Here is a 17524-nt window from a genome sequence, read left to right on the forward strand (position 1 = left end):
GATTTACCGCATCTGAATGCGTTGCAACTCGGCCTCGGCCGGACGCAGATAAAACGGCGTTAGTTGATCGATGCTCCCGAACTGTCTCTGTTCCAGTCGTTTAAGGCCCAACCGGGCCAGAACGCCGGCCCGCAGGTGCCGCAATTCGGGGGGCGCCAATAGGACGAGGTTGGTTTTCTGGGATTGTAGAAAAGGGCCATAGCGGTCAAGACCGGGGCCGGTTAGGATCGTCGGCTCCTTCAGGCGATCAGCCAGCGCCGCGGGGGTTAAGAGTAGATAGTCCCCGACAAGTTCGGGAAATCCTTGCTCGCACCGATAACAGGCGGCGTAAACTTCATTTTTTTTGGCGTCCAGCACCGAACAGATGGGGTGCGCCGTAAAAGGAAAATTGGCTGCCAAGGTCTCCAGAGTCGGGACCGCAACTATCGGACATTCCAGCCCCAGGGCCAAGCCCTTGGCCGTGGACATACCGATGCGCAGGCCGGTAAAATTGCCTGGCCCAGAACTGACGATCACCGCCCGGATCTCAGCCAACTGCCGCTGGGTATCTTGAAACAGACGGTCGATGCCGGGGAGCAGCCGATTTAAATAGGAGGCCGGACTTTCCAGGGTGTATTCTGCCAGAAGGTGCTCACCCTGGAGCAGAGCCAGGCTCCCCCGGGCACAGGCAGTGTCGATGGCTAAAATCAAGTCTTTCAAGATGAGTCCGAGCTTTTAAAAGGTTAATTTGAGGGGAGGGCCGGGGGACCGTCTGCCCCCCGTTCGCCCAAAAAAGGGGTGCCCTCGGCAGGCCGCCCCAACTTTGGATTAGCACGCAGCTGCTTTCATAGGGTCGCGGCGGGCCTCGATATCACAGACCATAACGATCATATCGGCATTTCGGCCATAGCGGTCTTTAACCAAGTCTTCAAACACCGCCTTGACCCCAAAGCCGGCCCGTTTAAAGGCATTCAACGCGGCCGGGGCATTGAAATAGATTTCCGCAAACAGCTTTTCCAAGCCGAATTCTCCGGCCAGTTCGGCCAGTTCATTAATCAGCAAGGTTCCCAGGCCCTTATTCTGATATTCCTTGGCCACCACCACCCGGACATTCCCCAGGTGGCGTTTCCAGCCGGTTTTGCGCATATGGAGAGTGGCATCGCCGATGATCTTGCCGTCCACCTCGGCCAGCAAAGGAAAGACCTTTTTATAATCGATATGTTTGACCCAATGGTCGATGATTTTAGGGTTACGGACATCGCTCCGCAGATATAAGCGGTCTTCCTCTGTCACCCGGGAGAAAAAATCGATCAATTTTTCCCGGTCGTCCTGATTCATGGGACGCAAGATCACCCGAGTGCCGTCTTTGAGTATTCCTTCTTTTCGAAACCCTTCCATAGCTATCCCCCTTACAGCAACCCCATCCTTTTCCTTGGTTAAACCCCTTGAGCCAGACGTTCGGCCAGATATGGATGTAATTTGGCGGCCAGAATCTTGCGCTGGGTTTTCTTAATGTCATACGGTACTAGTTTAAACTGGACAGAATAATCCTGGGTATCAAACAGGGCGTAGGACGCAGCCGGGTTGTGGTTGCGAGGCTGTCCGACGCTGCCCGGGTTGATCAGATAGAGACAATCCTGGTTTAGATAAATTTTTCCTGGTTTAAGGGGCAGCAGCGCCACTTTGCCGCGGACATCCCGGTACCACAGGGCGCGCTTATGAGTGTGCCCGAAAAAGCAGATCTGAACTGGATTAAGTTGCCGCCGGATCAAGTTAAAGATCCGCCGGCTTTGAAATGGAAAGGAAATATAGGCATCGGCACTGGTGGGAGTGCCATGACAGGCCAGAAAGCGGTTGTCAATTATGAGGGTAGCAGGCAGATTTTTTAAGAAGTGCAGGTTATCGGCTTCAATCTGATCGATGGACCACATAATCGCCTGATAAGCAATGATATTAAAGTCCTGGGCCTGGATAGGGTTGCTCACGGCCAGATCATGGTTGCCGGCGACGCTAAGAATTTGGCGGCAGCGAATCAGCTCCACACATTCATTTGGATCGGCATTGTAACCAACCAGATCTCCCAGATTGATGATCAGATCAACCCCCTCCTGAGCAATTGACATCAGGACCCCTTCCAGGGCTTCGAGATTGGCATGGACGTCAGAGATGAGGGCGATTTTCATCCCTTTTCCTCAAAATCGGGAAAAACGGCGGTTTGATTAACAAACATTATATCAGGACCAGCACTTTTTGCCAATGACGGTATTATCTATTACGCCGAACATTTAAAAGGTTAATTTGAGGGGAGGGCGGGGAGGGGCCAAAAGATCCCCCCTAGAGCTCCCCTTCCAACCCACCTTAAGGGGTTAGGGTAGTGGGTTTGGGAGAGTGGGTCTGCAACCCCTGGCCCCCTCTCCCCAGAGCTTTTTTTCTAACTCCAATCATTTATTTTATAACCTGAGTAATTACTGGGCAGTGGGCCGCCGTCCTTGACTTTTTAACTGTTCTTGGATAAGTTTGGCGACAAACAGGGTCTGGGTTATGTTTATGGAAGTTAATAAAATTATTGAGTTTTTTGAAGAAAGAAAAATCCTTTGTGGTATCTGTTTGGAGGACCGCGGGGACCGGCTGCGGTTACTTTCAGAAAACAACCGGGAAATGACCCTTTCGCGCCAGCGGATCATCCATTCCTCGCCCAGTCCCTATGATTCCCAACTTCCCCGCCAGCAGTTGCTGGCGCATTTAAAGGCCGTGGCCCAGCGGCGGGAGGCCTGGAAGCAGGAAATCCCTGTAGAAGAATTGTGGGAGTTACTGGTCGATGATCAGGAGACCTTCACCGTGCAGCAGCTAGCCGAAACCTGGTTCGGCGCCGAGGTCAGCCCGGATCAGGTGGCGGCCTTGGGGCGGGCCCTGTTTGAGGATCGGTTATTCTTTAAACACAAGGGTGGCTTATGGACGCCGCACCCCGCCGAAACGGTTGAAAGTTTGCGGGAAAAACACCGCCGCCAGCAGGAACGGGAGCAGGAACTGCAAACCGCGGCCAACTGGCTCAAAGCGGCCTGGGAGGGCCGGGAGATTACTGACCCGTTCTGGCGCTCCCGTCTGATCGAAGTGCTTAAGGACATGGTGGTTTTCGGTCCCGAGGGTCATTATTACCAGTCGGGTAAAGAATATCTGCAGCGGGCCAAGCTAGTTAAGCCTGAAGCTCCGTTTCGACTCCTGGTGGCTTTAGGGGTCTTCCAAGAAGATGAGAACCTGGACCTTTATCGCTTGGCGGTCCCGCAGGATTTTCCTCCACAGGCCCAGAGCGCGGCACTGGCTTTAAGCCGCTCGGAGTATTTTGTAGATCTTTATGCCGATCTTCGTCTTGACCTGACTGAGGAAGACATTATCACCATCGATGGCGAGCAGACCCGGGACTTTGATGATGCCTTGAGTCTGAAGCGGGTACCGGGGGGGTGGCAGTTGGGGGTCCACATCGCCGATGTCTCTTCTTATGTGAGGACAGGCGATCTGTTGGACAGCCTGGCGCTGGAGCGAGGCACTTCAATCTACCTGCCGGATCAGCGTATCCCGATGCTGCCCGAAACCTTATCGGAAAACACTTTAAGCCTGCTGGCCAATAAGCCTCGGTTGACTCTGAGCTTTTTCGCGCTCTTGAATGAGGCTGCCGAAATCCTGGACTGGCACATCGTTCCCTCCCGCATCCAGGTGCAGCGGCAACTAACCTACCACCAGGCTGATCTGTTGTTGGCCCAGAATAATACTCTGGCGGCTTTGGAGCGCCTGTGTAGCCGCCTGCGGGACCGGCGTCTGGCTCAGGGGGGGATTAACCTGCAACTCCCCGAAGTGATGGTAAATATTGATCCTCGGGGGCAGATAAGCGTGCAGTTGGAGGATAGCGAAACCCCCAGCCGGCAAATGGTCTCCGAGGCCATGGTGCTGGCCAACAGGCTGGCCGCCCAATTTCTGGCCGAACACGGGGTCCCGGCGATTTATCGGGTTCAGCCCCCGCCGCGGGAAGAGCTTAATCGGCAAGTGCCGCCGACCCTGTTGCAACTCTGGCAGAATCGCCGTTGTCTGAGCCGGGTGGTCCTGGATCTGGAACCGCAGCCTCATTGGGGGCTGGGCCTGCCGGCTTATACCACCATCAGTTCGCCGATCCGCCGCTATCTGGACCTAATTATGCATCGCCAGATTCTATCTACCATCAATGGCCATTTGCCAGCTTATCGCCAAGATGAGCTGGAAGCCATCCTGACGCAGCTGGATCCGGCCCTGCGCCGGGCTGGACAGCTCAAAGCCCGACGCTTGCGCTACTGGCTGTTAAAATACCTCAGCACCCGATTGGGGCAGAAGATGCCTGCCGTGGTCATTGATCAGTTGGCCAACCGCTATCGGTTGCTTTTAACTGACCTATTGCTGGAAGTGGACCTACCCGCGCCCCCCTCCCTGAACCTGATCATCGGCGATCAGGTAAACGTGCGTCCGGATCGGGTTAACCCTCAGGAAGATGTGGTAAAAGTCAGCTTGGCTTAACGCCCCTGTTGCTTCCTATTTGCAAAAACCCGCTCATACACCCGATCAATATGTTGCAGGTAGTGGCGCAGGTCAAAGATCGCGGCTATTTCGGCCTCGGAGAGATATTGCCTGATGGCCGGGTCAGTGCTGACCAGCTTATAAAAATCGCAGCCTTCCTCCCAAACCCGCATGGCCGGTCCCTGGACTAGCAGATAGGCCTGTTCCCGAGTGGCGCCGCGGCGGATCAACTCCAGGAGCAGCCCTTGAGAAAAGATTAGACCCTGGGTCCGTTCCAGGTTGTGGCGCATGGCCTCGGGATAAACCAACAAATTGCGGAGCAGGCCGGTCAGCCGATGCAGCATAAAATCCAGCAGGATGGCGCTGTCCGGGGCAATGATACGCTCCACCGAAGAGTGGCTGATATCCCGTTCGTGCCAGAGGGCCATATTTTCCAGCGCGGCCAAGGCATTGGCCCGCAATATCCGGGCCAGCCCCGAGAGGTTCTCGCAGAGAATAGGGTTGCGCTTGTGGGGCATGGCCGAGGAGCCTTTCTGCCCCTTGGCAAAAAATTCCTCGGCTTCGCGGACTTCGGTGCGCTGTAAGTGACGGATTTCAACGGCAATCTTTTCGATGCCGCCGCCGATCAGGGCCAGAGTGGTGAAATATTCAGCATAGCGATCCCGTTGGATCACCTGGGTGGACACCGGCGCCGGCCTAAGGCCCAGGCGCTCACAGACCATCTCTTCAACTTGCGGCGGCAGGTGGGCAAAAGTTCCTACTGCTCCGGACAATTTGCCCACATTAATTGCTTCCCGGGCCCGCTCCAGGCGCTGTCGATGGCGCTGCATTTCCGCGTACCACAGGGCCAGTTTGAGGCCGAAGGTAATCGGTTCGGCATGGACGCCATGGGAGCGGCCGATCATAACCGTATCCTTAAATTCTAAGGCCCGCTGGTGCAACACCGACAGCAACTCATCCAGGTCGGCCAGTAACAGCTCTGCCGCCTCCCGAAGGCGGAGGGCCATGGCGGTATCCAGGATATCCGAGGAGGTCAGGCCATAATGGAGATAGCGGCTGTCCTCCCCGACATATTCGGCGACATTGGTGAGGAAGGCGATGACGTCGTGCCTGGTCTGGGCTTCTATGGCCTCAATCCGCTGCGGATCAAACGCGGCTTTGGCCTTGATCTGGCTCGCTGCGGCCTGGGGGATCAGCCCCAGTTCGGCCATGGCCTCCAGGGCCGCCAGCTCCACCTGGAGCCAAGTGTGATATTTATATTCCTCGGTCCAGATCCGGGCCATCGGTTCCCGGCTATAACGTGGAATCATCTTTAACCTCTTAAGTATGCAGGCTACCAGCATCAGCAGGAAGTTAAAGAAACTTATCAGAAAATCATAAAATGGGCAAACCGATTTTAACGCCAGGGCAGTTGATCGGGAGACAATTGACACGAGGGGCCGTGCTAAATAAAATCATCAATGGAAGTTGGAAATCGGCTCCACCAGGAGCCGGTTTCATTCTTTGAGGACCGCTTGGTAAAACAATTTGGGAGGCAATCATGGAAGTGACGATCAACCAGTCTCATCTGGAATTGGTAGAAGGGGATATCACCAAACAGGATACCGACGCCATCGTTAATGCCGCTAATACCAGCCTGCGGGGCGGGGGCGGGGTGGACGGGGCCATCCACCGGGCCGGAGGGCCGAAGATTTTGGAGGAATGCCTACAGATCGGTGGCTGTCCTACCGGCGAGGCGGTGATCACCACGGGCGGCAACCTTAAGGCCCGTTATGTGATCCACACCGTCGGTCCGGTTTATCGGGACGGTCTGCATCGGGAGCCCGAGCTGTTGGCCTCCTGTTATCAGAACAGCCTGAAGCTGGCATCGGACAAAGGCCTCAAAAGCTTGGCCTTCCCTTCCATTTCGACCGGAGCCTACGGCTATCCAGTGTCCGAGGCCGCCAAAGTGGCCTTGAGCACGGTAATGGCATATCTCAAAGCCCATCCGGAGATCGAGCGGGTCCGCTTTGTGTTGTTTGGCAGACCTACGTATGAGGCTTACGAACAGGCCCTAAAGGCTCTGATTTAAATAGCGAGCCCTAATCGCCGCGGGTCGGCTCAAAGTTTGTAAAAATTATAAAAAATTGGGCTACATAAGGCTGGCCGGATCGACATCGATGACCAGGGCGACGTCCTGGCTGATGAGCTGCCCGCGGTTTTGGCTTAAGCCGGATAACAGGCGGTGCAAAGGGCGATGGCCGTAACTCTTGAGCAGCAGTTGCCAGCGGTAACGGTGTTTCAAACGGGCTAAGGGGGCCGGAGCCGGGCCTAATACCCTTAGATAATCAGCCATCTGACGGTCGTTGTGGATGGTGCGGTTTAGCCAGCCCGCCACTTGCTGAGCCCCGGTCTCCACCCGAGCTGCATCGGTGCCGCTGAGGCGAAGCAGGGCCAGGCGGGTAAAGGGCGGATATCCCAGCCCGCGGCGGGCTTCCGTTTCGGCCTGATAAAAGGCCTGATAATCCAGGTTCTGGACCGCTTGCAGAACATAATGGTCGGGGTTAAAGGTCTGGATCAACACCCGCCCCGGGGCCAGCCCGCGTCCGGCCCGGCCAGCTACCTGGGCCAGAAGCTGAAAGGTCCGTTCCCCGGCGTGATATTCGGGGAAATAGAGGCTGAGATCAGCAGCAATGACCCCCACCAGGGTGACCAGGGGAAAATCGTGGCCCTTGGTGATCATCTGGGTGCCCACGAGGATATCCAGGCGCTGGGCGCCGAACTCCCTTAGCAGGGCCACTGCCTGACGGCTATGGGGCGCGCTATCGCGATCCAGCCGCGCTACCCGGGCGGCAGGAAACAGCTTTTGAACCTCGCTTTCCACTTTTTCGGTGCCCAGCCCATAACGTTTCAAGGCGGTCGATTGGCAATGGGGGCAATCCTCCGGTACAGGTTGCTTGAAGCCGCAATAGTGGCAAAGCAATATCCGGGCCTGCTGATGGTGGGTTAGGGCCACACTGCAGGCCGGGCATTGGAAAATGTGCCCACAGAACAGACAGAAATAAATATTGGCATAGCCTCGCCGGTTTAAAAACAACAACGCCTGTTCTCCCCGGGCCAAGGTCTCCTCCAGGGCGGCGCGTAATGGGGTGGAAATGATGGGCAGGCGACGGCACTTCCTCTGCTGCCGAAGATTTATCAGGCTGATCTGGGGTTGCTGGTGGGGGGTTACCCGCCGGGACAGGCGGAGATAATGATGTTTACCCTGCTGGGCCCGATAAAATGATCCCAGCGACGGCGTCGCCGAACCCAACACCACGGTGGCCCCGGCCTGTTGGCCCCGGTAGAGGCTTACATCCCGGGCCTGATAGGGCAGGCCCCCTTCATTTTTATAGGAGGGATCGTGCTCCTCGTCCACCACCATTAGCCCCAGCCGGGGCAGCGGAGCAAAGATCGCGGAGCGGGGCCCGACGACGATATCGATCTCTCCCTGGATAATCCGCCGCCACTCTCCCAACCGGGCTGCTTTTGACATACCGCTGTGGAGTAAGGTCACCCGAGGGCCGAAGCGCTGCCGGAAGGCCAACCCGATGGGGTGGGTGAGAGCAATCTCCGGGAGCAGAATCAAGGCCGTACGCCCCTGGCTCAAGGCCTCCTGGGCCGCAGCCAGATAGATTGCGGTCTTACCACTAGCCGTCACCCCGTGGAGCAAAAACGACGAAAATTCTCCCGCCTGAAGCCCCGTGACAATCGCACTTAAGGCCTGCTCTTGTTCCGGCCCCAATTCCGGGATCTCGGGCCGGGCCGAGAGCAGCTGTTCAGCAAACGGGTCATACGGCCGCCGGCGCTCTTCCAGGGTAATAAATCCAGCCCGCCGCAAGCGTTGCAATGTGGCATAAGGCTTGGGAAAATGGCGGGCCAGTTCCGAGACCGGACAGCAGGGGAGCTCATGTAGGTAACCCAGTATGGCTCTGGCCTTGGCACTGAAACGGCCGGGGGGAGAATTGCCTTCCTGGTCAGGAGCCAGTCGGACCCAGCGCTCCGGGCGGCCGGTTCGGGGGCTGCCGCCGCCGGGGATGGCGGCGTTGAGGACCTCACCGATCGGATAGTGGTAATAATCGGCCAGCCAGCGATAAAAGGGCACCAACTCCGGTCCGAAGCGCGGCACAGGGTCAAGGAGCGCTTCCACGGGGCGGATGGCCACCGTCGGGATTTCTCGGGCTGGACCCAAAAGATAGCCGGTGACCCGGCGCCTCCCCACCGGCACCTTGAGTGTCACCCCCACCTGGGCGGCATCTGTCAGCGTGGCGGGCAGACGATAGGTCAGGGTTTGAGACAGGGGGAGAATAACCGCTACTTCTACTAGATCGGAGTCCAGCAATTTACCTTTGATGGTTGAACAACAGGAAGGGGGAATCAAATTTTTAGCCTCGTTCCCCAGCTGTGCTGGGGAACGCCTTCCCCGGCCAAGCTTGGCTTGGCATGCATTTCCGTTCCTAAGTTAAGTACAACTTGGGAACGAGTTTAAAAAGTTCAATAGGAAGTTGCTTTTAGGCCGAAGATGTCATCAAAAGCGACGGTGATAGCGCACAAACTCCAGGGTATGGTGACCAGCAGTCCGATACCCAATAATAAGGCCCCGCCCAGATTGAGCAACACCAAAGCCAGGATGAAAACGAAGAATCCGAACCATTGCCGGTGCACGGTCTTGCGACTCGACTCCATGGCCGGCCAGAAATCCAACCGACGATCCAGGATCAGCAGCGCCGCAAAAGTATAACCCACAAAAAGATAAATCCCTGGGATGATCAGCAGTACAAACCCCAGCGAGATCAATACCGCCCCGATGATGGTGTAAAGTAATAATGGTAGAAAATAGTGGAATCCGGCGAAAAAATCGCTGAATTGGGTAGGCTGACGTTGCACCAGTTTGGCGCTCACCACGAACCAACCGGCCGATAAGGGGCCACTAATGATGAGATGGATTAGTTGACCGAATCGGCCCAAAAGGCCTATGAGTACCATCGGGATAAGGAATACCAAAACTGTAAAGCCCACAAAGCCGGGTATATTCTGTTTAAAAATTTCCCAGCCGGTCTTGAGATAATATCCTGGTTTAACCTGATAGTCGCTGACTATGATGGTTTCCGGCTCGGCCCCGGGGGTGGCTGGGGTACTTGCTTCCGGGCCCCCGGGGCTGCTGGACGCAGCCACTTCCAACTGATAGCCGCAATGTGGACAGAACTTATCTCCGGCGGGGACTTCTTGTTGACATCGGGGACAAACAGGCATAACAGACCTCCAGCGCTGAGTGTTTAAAAGTGCAAAAGAATCTGCGAGGACGCCCTTTAAGAGATAGCGGCCCGCATCAGGAATTCTCCCTTAACCCCTTACTCCTGACCTAAACGATGGTATTTCTGAAATTGCCGCACCTGATACATAAAGGCTTCCAACCGGGTGCGAGTGTTGGTCTGTTCCTGGCCGTCATAGACCAGATTGATAAAGGGGATGTTATCGTGCTCCTCCCGGAAGCGCTTGAACAGGGCGTTGACCACGGTTCCCGGCATGCAGGTGAAGGGCATAATGTTCACCAGCCCCGAAGCCCCTTTGCGGATAAAGTCCTTGGATTTGCCGATACTCAGGATGGCTTCCCCTTCAAAGGAAGGATCGAGATAGCCGTGAGCATAGGCGATGGTCTCGGCAATGCAGGGTTCACAAAGATTTTTCAACCCCCCCTGAAAGATCTGCTCCAGATGATGTTCCAGCTTGAGCTGCTGCCGTTCGGTCAGATAAACCTGCAGATAGTTCAAAAAGTGTTTGAGGTAGCGGGCCCGGATCTTGGCGGTGTAATTGACGTAGAGCAGCCACTCGCCGATCGGCGGCAGCCAGGCCTCTCCGCCCAGGGCCTCGATCTTTTGGACCGCATTTTCATTGGCAAATTTATTGGCCCGGGTATAGATTTCGCCGACCACGCCTACGATTGGCTTGGCGCCATCGCCGTTCAGGGTCAAACTCTCAAACTCTCCCCGGGCCTCCCGGAGAATCCGGTCCAAATCACCGCGATCCCGCAGGGTTTCATAAACCTTTTGCAGATAATAGCTATAGACCTCGTCGGTAGACCCGGCTTGCGCCTCATAAGGCCGGGTTTCCCGCAGTTTTTTCTCCAACAGGTCGATGGCGACAATTCCTTGCCAGGCGACGCGGGGGTAATCGCTGCCCACCATGCCCAGTTCTTCATACATAGTCTCACTCTGATCCGGGGCATAGATCGGCACCTGGGAATAGCCCAACTCATCCAGGATCAGGCGTTGGAAGCGGTGATACTGGCCAAAACGGCAGGGTCCATAACCCGAAGGCATAAAGAAGGCACTGCGCTCTGGATCAAAATCGGGCCGTCGGACCAGCTTGACCATATCTCCGGTAGTCAGGATGCAAGGATAACATTCTTTGCCTGACGTATACTGCCGGCCCAGAATCAAGGTTTCCTCATCGGATTCCGGCAGGGCCTCCGCGTCCACCCCGCAGGCCTGAAAGGCCGCTACCAGTGCCAGGGCATGGTCAGTCATCGGCGGCAGGAAAATCTTGCGCCGCATTGGGTCTTTAATCCGACGTCGGTAAGGAGAGACCTTTTTCTGGAACGGCTGGTAAGCCACATTTTTCAGGCTATCCATAAAGGCTTCCAGGCGGGTGACGGCCCCCACATCGGAGGAGTGCTCATCAATCTCGATCTCTAAATAAGGCTTGCCGCGCATTTTATCCTTGAAGAAATGCTGGATAAAGGAATCCGGGCCACATCCGAAGTTGGTGACATAGATCGCCTGCAAGCGGCGGTCGTTCCGGATCAGTTCGGCCGCGGCCAGAATTTTCTGGCCGTAACGCCAATACATCGGCTTGATATCTTCGATTTCCCGAACCTCATCCAGGGGTAAAAAGTCCATGGGAATCGCCAGTTGGCCCAGCTGCCGCAATTTGCGGGGCAGGTTGAGATTAACCCCGGGGTCAAAGCCGTTGTAAGGACGGCTGACAATGACCATGGCCATATCCTGAGGACTGAGTTGGTCAAGAATTTCCCGGCCCCGAGCCTGCAGGGCCTGATAAAAAGTCTTTTGCGCCGCCTCTCCGCGGCGGAAGGCGCGTTCGATGGCAAAAGGTGAAACCCGCAACGGCTGTGCCAGAGTCCTCAGGGAACGTCGGAGCTCTTTGGGGCCCCGACCGAAATAGAGCACCGGAGAGTAGAGTTGGGCTCCATGGTCAGCAAAATTAATAGTCGCCGGCACCACATTCGCCAGAGTCTGGGCCAGGGGACAGACCACCCCCTGGCGGATTTCTGGATGAGGATGGTGGATGTCGATGACGCTGGGGAGAAAGATTTTCTTTACCCCAACTTCCAGCAGGTCGAGGATGTGGCCATGCGCCACCTTGATCGGGAAGCAGGTTTCGGCCGCCATGCATTCCACCCCGCGGTGAATCACCGATTTGTTGGTCTTTTGGGAATAGACCACGGTAAAACCCAGGGATTCGAAAAAGGCCCGGAAAAAGGGCATCAATTCATGGAAAAACATTACCCGGGGCAGGCCAATGGGGCCTCGGGGTCCTTCCTTGGGCGGCTCTGGTCCATACAGCCAGGCCTCCCGTTCCTTGAATAAGTCAGGCAGTTCCACCTGGATCTGGTCGCGCTTGACTTCATACTTTTCGCAGCGCCCGCCATAGAATAAGGGCTTTTCCCCGGCCACTTTGACCTGGCGAATTTCACAATGATTAGGGCAGCCGTTGCATTCGAAGGAAGTAACCTCATACTCCCGGTCCGCCAGATCAAAGCCTTTAAATCCGGAAGTCTTCCAGGTCCGTTCGCGACAGGCCAGGATCGCGGCGCCGATCGCTCCGGTAACATCATGGTGCGGCGGAACCACGATCTTTTTGCCCAGCACCGCCTCAAAGGCTGCCACCATGCCCTGGTTGGCGGCGGTAGCCCCCTGGAAGAAGATGGTATCACCGATGCGCCGGTCTTCCACTACCTTGTTGAGATAATTCTGCACAATGGAATAGGACAGTCCCGCCACCAGGTCCTCTTTGGCCACCCCCTGCTGCTGATAATGGACCAGATCGGATTCCATAAACACGGTGCAGCGTTCTCCCAGGCGCACCGGGTTCTGGCTTTGCAGAGCCAACCGCCCGAACTCATCCTTAATGGAAATGCCCAATTTCTCGGCCTGTTCCTCCAGGAAAGAACCGGTTCCGGCCGCACAGACTTTATTCATCATAAAATCGACGATAGCGCCGTGTTCCAGGCTGATAAATTTGGAGTCCTGGCCGCCGATTTCGAAAATGGTGTCCACTGCAGGATTAATGGCCGCCGACGCGGTGGCCTGGCAGGTGATTTCGTTGCGCACCAGGTCGGCGCCGATGAAATCCCCGGTGAGATAGCGGCCCGAACCGGTGGTGGCGGCCCCGGCGATTCGGACCCGCTGACCGATTTTCTCGCCGATCAGTTTTAGGCCTTTGGAAACTGCCTCCAGGGGCCGTCCGGCGGTCATCAGGTATTCCCGGGCCAACACCCGCATCTGGGCATCGATGACCACCACGTTGGTGCTGATCGAGCCCACATCTACCCCCAAGTACCCTTCAATTTCATCTTCCGGACTGACTTCGGCGATGGCATAGTGCTCGGCAGCCAATTCCGTCGGAGGTTGTAAGGCGGGCAGACGTTGGGCCTCCGAAGGCCGGTGAGCCAGATAATCTCTAAGGCCTTGCAGGTCGAGGCGAAAATCCGGGGGTGGGTTTTGCCGGGCTACCGATACCGCCCCAATCGCTCCCAGGGAACAGAAGTGGGGCGGGATAATCAATTCCCCTTCTGCCAGGTCATAAATTTTGCGGAATGCCTGCCGGACCCCCAGGTTGTGCGCCACCCCGCCCTGGAACGCTAAGGGCCGCTGAATGATTTTTCCCTTGGCGATATTACTCTTGAGGTTCCTGGCCATGGCCAGGCAAAGGCCGGCAATGATCTCATAATCGGGCGTTGCTCCCTGTTGCAGGTGTATCATATCGGTCTTGGCAAAAACACTGCAGCGCCCGGCGATGCGGGGTGGGGTGGTGGATTTTAGGGCCAGTTGGCTGAATTCTTCGATCCCATAACCCAGACGGTGGGCCTGCTGATCTAAAAATGACCCGGTCCCCGCGGCACACATACTATTCATGGCGAAATCTTGAATAATTAAGTTGCCCTGAGGATCTTGATCAATCAATATCAGTTTGGCATCCTCCCCCCCCATATCAATTATGGTGCGGGCTTCGGGATGAAAAACAAACGTCCCCTGCGCCTGAGCAATGACTTCATTGACAAACACCCCACCCAGCCGCTCCGCTAGGCACTGGCCGCCGATCCCGGTCAGGGCCGCCAGGCGGATGGCAGAGGAGTGAAACCGCTCCTGGAGGGCTTCCAGGATGTTAAGGGCCACCTGTAGTGGTTGACCCTGCGTCCGCCGATAATCTTCGAAGACCACTTCCCCAGCTTCATTTATGACCACGGTATTGATGCTTACCGAACCGATATCCATACCCAGATCAAAAATATGCGTCATGATCCAAATCCCCCCAGATTCACACCCTTATTTTAAACCTTTGCTGGCCAGGGTCGTACTTACCCCCTTTCTCGCCGCGGGTGCCTACCATTTGGAGTCTCGAAATGGTATTTTCGTAAATTGACGGCCTCTAAAATTTGGCCGGGTGTTTACAGCTTATTAAAATATCCCCTAGTCGACGTTCATTTCGAAGAAGGCTGCGCAACCCGGCTGCGTGGATAAAAATAAAAACCCTGATGATGATGCACACTATAAGAGATCAGCCCCCGATTTTTCAATTGGTTCAATCTTTTCAGGACCTCCGGCAAGGGCAGGGCCAGGATTTCCGCCAGATTCTGGGCGGTCATCGGCCGCCGGGCCAGGGTCTCCAGGAAGTCCGCATCCGATAAAGCAAGTTTGGCGTGGGTGGCGGGGTCGAATTCCGCGATGACTTCCACCCCTTCTCCCAAAAAGGCCGCCGCTGCCCTCAGTTGCTCGGGGCTCAAGGGGACTGCATAGTCCTCCACCACCGGGCGCACCGCGGTATTGAGTTGCACCCGCTCAGGTCTCAGGCGGGCGATAACGTGCCGCAGTTTTTCCAGTTCCGCCTGATCGTCATTAATACCCCGGAGGAGCAAAATCTCCAGCCAGATCTGGCCCTGAAAAGCCTTCCGGAAAGCCTCCTGCCCGGCGATGATTTGTTCCAGTTCCAGACCCGCCACCGGTCGGTTAATGGCCCGATAAATTCCTGGCGAGGCCGAATCCAGGGAGGGCAGCACCAGGTCAGCCTGAAGCAGGTCCTCCCGCACTTCCGGCAGGAAAAAGAGAGAGCCATTGGTCAATACCGCCACCGGCACCCGGGTTATCCGCTTAACCGCCTTGATAATTTCTCCCAGGCCGACATTGAGTGTCGGCTCCCCAGAGCCCGCCAGGGTGACATAGTCCGGCAAGATCTCGGCCTGTTTAAAATAGAATTGTAATTCCTGGATGATCACTGCCGCCGGGTGATACTCTCGCCGCTCCATGGTTTTGTGGACAGTCCGCCCCAATTCGCAATAAATGCAATCAAAAGTACAGGTTTTTAAAGGCACCAGATCCACCCCCAGAGATAGGCCCAGACGGCGGGACGGCACCGGCCCGAAAATGTATTCCATTTTATCCTATCCGTTAATCTAAAAACATCCCAGTTGACACTGGATAATTTTGATCTCCAATTCGTTCAATAATTCCCCTAAACGCTGGCGGGTTAGGCCACATTCCTCCGCCAATTGAAAAGCTCGGGCGCAGGCAATTTTGCCTTCCGGAGCCGCCGCCCTGATCTTTCCCTTCAATTCTTCATCGTGCATAACATTCTTTGCTCCCTAATTCTTCTTTGGGATTAGAGGGCTATTTCGATGATGCAGCAGTTGGTTTTTATTCCAATGTGGTATTATATACCATATAGACTAGAGAAAGCTAAAAAGCAAGGCAGAATGAAAGCCCCCTTTTACTTGAGGCCATTAAAGCCATGGAGCTCATCGGCAATCCCCCTGCCCCTTGCCTAACCCAGGCGCCACTTTTTTAGGTGAAATTATGTCCAGAATGATATCAGATTTAAAACGTTATTTTAATGACTTGGTTCCGTCTCGGGATGAGCTCCTGGTGGAATTGGAGCAGGAGACCGAACAGGAGAAAATACCGATTGTCGGGCCGGCTTGGGAAACCGAATTGAAGTCCGAGTGGGAGAGGCAATCGGCCTGATGGCTGGCCTGAACGAGCCGTTTGACCTGATCTTTATGGAAATTGACAAAGAGGGTTACCTTCCGGCCCGGCCTCATTGTTTACGGCTGCTCAGGGTGGGCGGGTTGCTGGTCACCGATAACGTCGGCTTCCAGAGTTCGGTGGCCTTCAGCCAGGAGGTGTTTTCCCATCCCCGGTGGCGGTCGGTTCAGCTTCTGTCCTTTCTGCCCGGCCATTCACCCGAGGAAGATGGCTTGTGCCTGGCCCTGCGGCTGAAATAATGCTTGTCGGACCCCCGGGCTTGTGCTAATAATAACTCGATCTTAACCGTTCTCCCTAATAAGGGCGGGGGCACTGCGTTCACTTATTCGCAAGGAGGAATGGGCATGATAGCCATCCGGTCGCTCAATGCCCGGGAAATTTTGGATTCCCGGGGCAACCCCACGGTATGTGTAGATCTCACCCTCAACACCGGCACTCAGGCCTGGGCCGCGGTGCCCTCCGGAGCATCCACCGGGGAACACGAAGCTTTGGAACTCAGGGATGGCGATCCCAAACGCTATCTGGGGAAAGGGGTATTAAAGGCGGTCCAGAATATCAAGGAGATCATTGCCCCGGCGATCATTGGCAAAAGCCCTCTTGAACAGGTCAGCCTGGATCGACTGCTGATCGAACTGGATGGCACCCCAAATAAAAGCCGCTTGGGGGCCAATGCCATTCTGGCGGTCTCCATGGCGACGGCGCGGGTGGCCGCGGCTTCCCTGGGACTGCCGCTATACCGCTATTTGGGGGGGGCCCATGCCGCCACCCTGCCCATGCCGATGATGAACATCCTTAACGGCGGCGTCCACGCCGGCAATAACATCGACCTACAGGAATTTATGATTATGCCGGTCGGCGGCCAGACCTTTGCCGAAGCCCTGCGGATCGGCGCCGAAGTTTTTCATACCTTAAAGAAAGTCCTGGCCTCCCGCCACCTGTCCACCGCGGTGGGGGATGAAGGCGGCTTTGCCCCTGACCTGGCCAGCAATGAAGCAGCGCTGGAGGTGATCATCGAGGCGGTGGAGCAGGCCGGGTACCAGCCTGGCCAGGACGTAGTCTTGGCTCTGGATCCAGCTGCCTCGGAGTTTTTTGAGGCTGGGGAATATGTCTTCACCAAGTCGGATGGCTCCCGCCGGGATGCCGCGGCCATGACCGAATTCTACCAGAAAATAAGTCAGAAGTTTCCCATTGTCTCTATCGAAGACGGCCTGGCCGAAGACGATTGGCCGGGCTGGCAGCATCTGACCGCCAATCTGGGGGACCGCCTACAACTGGTCGGGGATGACATTTTTGTCACCAATGTCAACCGCCTGCAACGGGGCATTACGGAAAAGGTCGCTAATGCCATCCTGATTAAGCTCAATCAGATCGGCACCGTTACTGAAACCCTCGACGCCATACAGTTGGCCCGCCAACATGGTTACCGGGCGGTAGTCTCCCACCGGTCCGGGGAAACTGAGGATACCTTCATAGCCGATCTGGCAGTAGCCACGGGCGTGGGCCAGATCAAGACCGGATCACTATCCCGCTCCGAGCGGATCGCCAAGTACAATCGATTATTACTGATTGAAGAACAGCTAGGCCAAGCCGCCCGTTTTCAAGACGACCCCTTCTGGCGGCACTGAACATTATTAATCGGAGCATTAAACAGTTTAATTTGAAGGTAGGGCCAGGGACTGCCGCACCCCATCCATCCTTCCAGCTCCCCC

General features: G+C 55.9%; 14 protein-coding genes. 5 read left to right on the forward strand and 9 right to left on the reverse strand.

The window, feature by feature from the left end:
* Positions 1-3: 3 nt before the first annotated feature.
* From tsaB to JRG72_02110, 3 genes are all read right to left on the reverse strand, one after another.
* Complete coding sequence (gene tsaB, locus JRG72_02100) at positions 4-699, reverse strand: tRNA (adenosine(37)-N6)-threonylcarbamoyltransferase complex dimerization subunit type 1 TsaB (protein ID MBW2134015.1); 696 nt, start codon at positions 697-699, stop codon at positions 4-6.
* A gap of 108 nt (positions 700-807) precedes the next feature.
* The gene (locus JRG72_02105) at positions 808-1377 is read right to left on the reverse strand and encodes a GNAT family N-acetyltransferase (GenBank protein ID MBW2134016.1); all 570 of its coding nucleotides are present in this window, start codon (positions 1375-1377) and stop codon (positions 808-810) included.
* 38 nt (positions 1378-1415) lie between these two features.
* A complete protein-coding gene (locus tag JRG72_02110) occupies positions 1416-2162 on the reverse strand; it encodes a metallophosphoesterase family protein (GenBank protein ID MBW2134017.1) in 747 nt (248 codons plus the stop codon).
* Positions 2163-2526: 364 nt separating this feature from the next.
* On the opposite strand from JRG72_02110, the gene JRG72_02115 reads away from it, so the two are divergent.
* Positions 2527-4518 carry an RNB domain-containing ribonuclease gene (locus tag JRG72_02115; protein MBW2134018.1) on the forward strand — a complete coding sequence of 664 codons (1992 nt, stop codon included), beginning with the start codon at positions 2527-2529 and terminating at the stop codon, positions 4516-4518.
* On the opposite strand, the gene JRG72_02120 is transcribed toward JRG72_02115, so the two are convergent.
* Positions 4515-5828, reverse strand: coding sequence for an adenylosuccinate lyase (locus tag JRG72_02120; GenBank protein MBW2134019.1), 1314 nt, complete (start codon positions 5826-5828; stop codon positions 4515-4517). The two genes, JRG72_02115 and JRG72_02120, sit on opposite strands and share 4 nt — an antisense overlap.
* 230 nt (positions 5829-6058) lie before the next feature.
* Here JRG72_02120 and JRG72_02125 point away from each other — a divergent pair, with 230 nt between their 5' ends.
* Positions 6059-6589: an O-acetyl-ADP-ribose deacetylase gene (locus JRG72_02125; protein MBW2134020.1), complete on the forward strand. Its 531-nt coding sequence runs from the start codon at positions 6059-6061 to the stop codon at positions 6587-6589.
* A 60-nt stretch (positions 6590-6649) separates the two neighbouring features.
* On the opposite strand, the gene priA is transcribed toward JRG72_02125, so the two are convergent.
* The 5 genes from priA to JRG72_02150 form a co-directional block, all read right to left on the reverse strand.
* Positions 6650-8878: a primosomal protein N' gene (gene priA / locus JRG72_02130; protein ID MBW2134021.1), complete on the reverse strand. Its 2229-nt coding sequence runs from the start codon at positions 8876-8878 to the stop codon at positions 6650-6652.
* A gap of 152 nt (positions 8879-9030) precedes the next feature.
* Positions 9031-9789: a zinc-ribbon domain-containing protein gene (locus tag JRG72_02135; GenBank protein ID MBW2134022.1), complete on the reverse strand. Its 759-nt coding sequence runs from the start codon at positions 9787-9789 to the stop codon at positions 9031-9033.
* A 98-nt stretch (positions 9790-9887) separates the two neighbouring features.
* Entirely contained in the window at positions 9888-14075 is a 4188-nt protein-coding gene (locus JRG72_02140; protein ID MBW2134023.1) for a CoA activase, read from the reverse strand.
* A gap of 182 nt (positions 14076-14257) precedes the next feature.
* Positions 14258-15208, reverse strand: a complete 951-nt coding sequence (locus JRG72_02145) for a radical SAM protein (GenBank protein MBW2134024.1) — start codon at positions 15206-15208, stop codon at positions 14258-14260.
* Between the two features lie 18 nt (positions 15209-15226).
* Positions 15227-15400, reverse strand: coding sequence for a hypothetical protein (locus tag JRG72_02150; protein MBW2134025.1), 174 nt, complete (start codon positions 15398-15400; stop codon positions 15227-15229).
* 226 nt (positions 15401-15626) lie between these two features.
* Between JRG72_02150 and JRG72_02155 the strand changes: the two genes are divergently transcribed.
* From JRG72_02155 to eno, 3 genes are all read left to right on the forward strand, one after another.
* Complete coding sequence (locus tag JRG72_02155; protein ID MBW2134026.1) at positions 15627-15794, forward strand: hypothetical protein; 168 nt, start codon at positions 15627-15629, stop codon at positions 15792-15794.
* The gene (locus JRG72_02160; GenBank protein MBW2134027.1) at positions 15773-16054 is read left to right on the forward strand and encodes a hypothetical protein; all 282 of its coding nucleotides are present in this window, start codon (positions 15773-15775) and stop codon (positions 16052-16054) included. Before JRG72_02155 ends, JRG72_02160 begins: the two co-directional genes overlap by 22 nt.
* A 105-nt stretch (positions 16055-16159) precedes the next feature.
* Positions 16160-17440, forward strand: a complete 1281-nt coding sequence (eno, locus tag JRG72_02165; GenBank protein ID MBW2134028.1) for a phosphopyruvate hydratase — start codon at positions 16160-16162, stop codon at positions 17438-17440.
* Positions 17441-17524 lie beyond the last annotated feature (84 nt).

The sequence above is a fragment of the Deltaproteobacteria bacterium genome, from assembly GCA_019309545.1.
In the GTDB taxonomy this organism is placed as follows: Bacteria; Desulfobacterota; Desulfobaccia; order Desulfobaccales; family Desulfobaccaceae; genus Desulfobacca_B.